At 33.1% G+C, this 3611-nt stretch carries 5 protein-coding genes; 3 read left to right on the forward strand and 2 right to left on the reverse strand.

Annotated features, from left to right (window positions below; genetic code table 11):
• From BZK14_RS09505 to BZK14_RS09515, 3 genes are all read left to right on the forward strand, one after another.
• Nucleotides 1-502: iron chelate uptake ABC transporter family permease subunit (locus tag BZK14_RS09505; protein ID WP_143691431.1), on the forward strand; the 502-nt coding region annotated here is incomplete at its 5' end.
• Nucleotides 502-1260: an iron ABC transporter ATP-binding protein gene (locus BZK14_RS09510; protein WP_077926266.1), complete on the forward strand. Its 759-nt coding sequence runs from the start codon at nt 502-504 to the stop codon at nt 1258-1260. The genes BZK14_RS09505 and BZK14_RS09510, both read left to right, overlap by 1 nt.
• Nucleotides 1261-1283: 23 nt before the next feature.
• On the forward strand, nt 1284-2309 hold the full coding sequence (locus BZK14_RS09515) for a siderophore ABC transporter substrate-binding protein (RefSeq protein ID WP_077926267.1): 1026 nt from the start codon (nt 1284-1286) through the stop codon (nt 2307-2309).
• Between the two features lie 54 nt (nt 2310-2363).
• Here the strand turns inward: BZK14_RS09515 and BZK14_RS09520 are convergent, their stop codons facing one another.
• Both BZK14_RS09520 and BZK14_RS13350 read right to left on the reverse strand, forming a co-directional pair.
• Nucleotides 2364-2732, reverse strand: coding sequence for a hypothetical protein (locus BZK14_RS09520; protein WP_216350019.1), 369 nt, complete (start codon nt 2730-2732; stop codon nt 2364-2366).
• Between the two features lie 146 nt (nt 2733-2878).
• On the reverse strand, nt 2879-3611 hold a 733-nt coding region (locus tag BZK14_RS13350; protein ID WP_171973692.1), incomplete at its 5' end, for a coiled-coil domain-containing protein.

Here is a 3611-nt window from a genome sequence, read left to right on the forward strand (position 1 = left end):
ATTCATGCAAGTACTGATCGACCCTAATGAATTCTTATTAGCGCAAGATAAAATGTTTGCAAGCTTCAATAATGTGCAAGTCAAACTATTATGGTGGGCCTTAGGTATTCTTATTGCGACAATTGCTATATTTTTCCCTCTTATTCGTTACCTAGATGTGCTCTCATTAGGTAGAGATCAATCTGTCAATTTAGGTATTTCTTACCAAAGAGTTGTCCAAATCACATTAATTATCGTTGCAATATTAACTGCTTTATCCACTGCACTTGTGGGGCCCATCACTTTTTTAGGCCTTTTAGTGGTTAATGTTACTTACGAGATTTTTAAAACTTATAAACATTCTATTCTCATTACTGGCTCTATCTTTGTCAGCATTATCTCATTGGCAATTGGTCAGTTAATTGTAGAACGAGTCTTTACCTTCTCCACCACTTTATCTGTCATTATTAACTTTATTGGTGGAATTTACTTTATCTATTTACTATTAAGAGGAAGCAAATAATGGTAGAAGTTAAAAATGTTTCCAAAGCTTATGGTCAACGAAAGGTTGTTGACGATGTTTCAATTAAAATTCCATCTAATAAAATTACCTCTTTAATTGGTCCTAATGGTGCAGGTAAAAGTACATTACTAGCTATGATGAGCCGATTGTCTACACCTGATCATGGCGAAATCATCATTGATGGTCAAAATATTAAAGAATGGAACAATGATCTGTTGGCACAAAAAATATCAATTCTTAAACAAGCCAATCATCTAAATCTACGTATTACAGTCAAAGAATTAGTTGCCTTTGGTCGATTCCCTTATTGTAAAGGCAGATTAACCCCTGAAGATCAACACTATATTGATCAAGCCATTGAATATATGGGTTTAACACAATTACAAGATAAGTATATCGGTGAATTGAGCGGTGGACAAAGACAATGCGCCTTCATTGCCATGGTCGTTGCTCAAAATACTGATGTTATATTTTTAGATGAACCTCTCAATAATTTAGACATGAAGCACTCTGTTGAAATTATGAAGGTATTACAAAAATTAGTGCGCGAAAAGAATAAAACGATTGTTGTTGTTATTCATGACATCAACTTTGCATCGTGTTATTCCGATCACATAATAGCCCTCAAGAATGGCGCACTGGTTCATGAGGGAGAAACAGGGAAAATTATCGATTCTCATATCTTAAAAGATATTTATGATATGGAAATTCCGATACAGTTAATCAATGAACAGCGCATTTGCGTTTATTTTTCTTAAGCCCTAAAACGAAGGAGTTATGAATGAAGTCATTTAAAAAAGCAGCGTTAGCTTCTGCACTAGTTTTATTAGTTGCAGCTTGTGGCAATGATGAACCTAAAACAACGGCTCAAACAACTCAACCTGCACCAACGCCTACAGAAACAGCACCGACTCAAAATACACCTGCAACTCAACCAGAAGTTGCTCAGACTGCGCCTGCACCTGCTGAAATGACTATCAAACACGCTTCAGGTGAAACCAAAGTTAAGATGAATCCTCAACGCATCATTCCTTTTGATCTTGGCTCATTAGATACCTTAGAAGCTTTAGGTGTAGATGTTTTAGGTATTCCAAAAGCAAATATTCCAACTTATCTCTCTCAATATAAAGATGATAAATACACAAACTTTGGTGGTTTAAAAGAGCCTGATTTTGAAACAATCTACAAAGCGAAACCAGATTTTATTATCATTTCAGCACGCCAAGCAAACGTTTACGATAAATTAACTGAAATCGCACCAACCATTAATTACAATATTGATCTCAATAATTACATGCCTTCACTAGAAGATCATGTCTTAACTTTAGGTAAACTCTTTAACAAAGAGGATGTTGCTAAAGCTCAATTAGATCAACTGAAAAAAGAAGTTTCGGAAATCAAAGCTAAAACAGAAAACATGTCTGAAAAAGCATTGATTCTTTTAGCTAATGATGGAAAAGTCAGTGCTTATGGACCTGGCTCACGTTTTGGATTCATCCATGATACTTTAGGCTTTAAACCTGCGGATGACTCTATCGCAGTATCTACACATGGCCAAAGCATTTCCTTTGAATATGTCATGAATTTAGATCCTGATTATATCTTTGTCATTGATCGCAGTGCTGTTGTAGGTAACAGTGACACAGCTGCAAAAGAATTGATTGAAAATGATTTAGTTAAACATACTAAAGCATTTCAAAATGGCAAAATTGTTTACTTAGATCCTAACGTTTGGTACTTATCTGGTGGCGGATTAAAATCAACTCAGCTTATGATTGATGACGTACAAAAAGCACTAGGACAATAACTCTCAAATAATCATTTAACCCCCGAATAAAATTCTCAATCGGGGGTTAAATTTTTAGAGCACATCAACTTGTTCTAAAATAGACTCTGTTGATAAAACTGAACTGTATCTAACTTTTGCACATAACATAGTTGTTTTAGCTTCAATAGACATTTGTAAAAGAGCTTTAGTGTCTGGGCTTGTTGTTGATGCTATGCGCTTATACAACTGATTGATCTCATTCACTTCTTTGAATGAGTTTTTCAATACATTATAATCATCTCTCGATAATGACTTTAATGCTTCTAATTCATCCACACATTTATTTAATACCATTCGACTCTGATAGTTATTTGATTTCTCAGTAAAAGTGCCTGTATAACTATTCTCATCATTTTGGATAGATGATGTTGAAGTACATCCTGCCGCAATCATGCTAGCCATAATAACGCCTAATTTTAATATTTTATTTTTACATTCAAAAATCATAATTTTACCTAAGAGTATTAAAAAAATGCCACAAACAGATTCAAATATTCTAAACTAGATTAAAAAAACTATCCATATTTTAAATATTTAAGTGCTTATCATTAAATACAACCTACTTGATATTCTTGTGTTTCTGACATAATGCATTTTTTCTGTTGAGTTTTTGAATTAATCAAATCTTTTGTTAAATTTTGAGTTTTCTGATTCTTCCAACGTACAGCTTCTAACTGTGATCTTAATGAATCAACTTCTTCATTTTTAGCTTTGACTTCATCATAGAGCTTTTCATAATTTTCAGATTGTGTACGCATTTCTTTGTGCAGCTCTTCAATCTCTTGATACGCTTTTGTCAAAAACTTCTGTGCTGTTTGATTAGTTTCTCCTGTTGCCTTAAGATGCTCTTTTTTAATATCTAACTCCAATTGAGCCAATTTATCTTCCAACACTGCTTTATCAGTGGTAATTTTCGTTAAAGCATCATCTTTTTCTTTAAGTGAAAGATTGGCTTCATCCAATCGCTGATTAGCCTCTGATAATAATAACTGCACCTGATCATAATTTTTTTGATGAGATTTTAACTTACGATTAGTATTCATGAGTTCTAACTTTTGATTCTCTAATTCTTTATGTAATTTTTTCAACTGATATTTATCTAAAGAAATGGCTGTTAACTGTTTTTGCAACTGAACCATCTGAATCTCTATGGATTTCTTAGTTTGCTCTGATTTTTCCAATGCATTTATTTTACTAGCAATTTCTAATTCAGATTTCTGAATTTCTTGTTTCATTTCAGCTAACTTATGATCATAATCTAAACTTTGTAATGCTTTTTGT

It is taken from the genome of Wohlfahrtiimonas larvae, assembly GCF_002006755.1.
In the GTDB taxonomy this organism is placed as follows: Bacteria; Pseudomonadota; Gammaproteobacteria; order Cardiobacteriales; family Wohlfahrtiimonadaceae; genus Wohlfahrtiimonas; species Wohlfahrtiimonas larvae.

What these genes read in the sequence shown, in the direction of transcription:
- BZK14_RS09510 (WP_077926266.1), top strand. Translation starts at nt 502, where the DNA reads ATGGTAGAAGTTAAAAATGTTTCCAAAGCTTATGGTCAACGAAAGGTT.
- BZK14_RS09515 (WP_077926267.1), top strand. Translation starts at nt 1,284, where the DNA reads ATGAAGTCATTTAAAAAAGCAGCGTTAGCTTCTGCACTAGTTTTATTA.
- BZK14_RS09520 (WP_216350019.1), bottom strand. Translation starts at nt 2,732, where the DNA reads ATGGCTAGCATGATTGCGGCAGGATGTACTTCAACATCATCTATCCAA.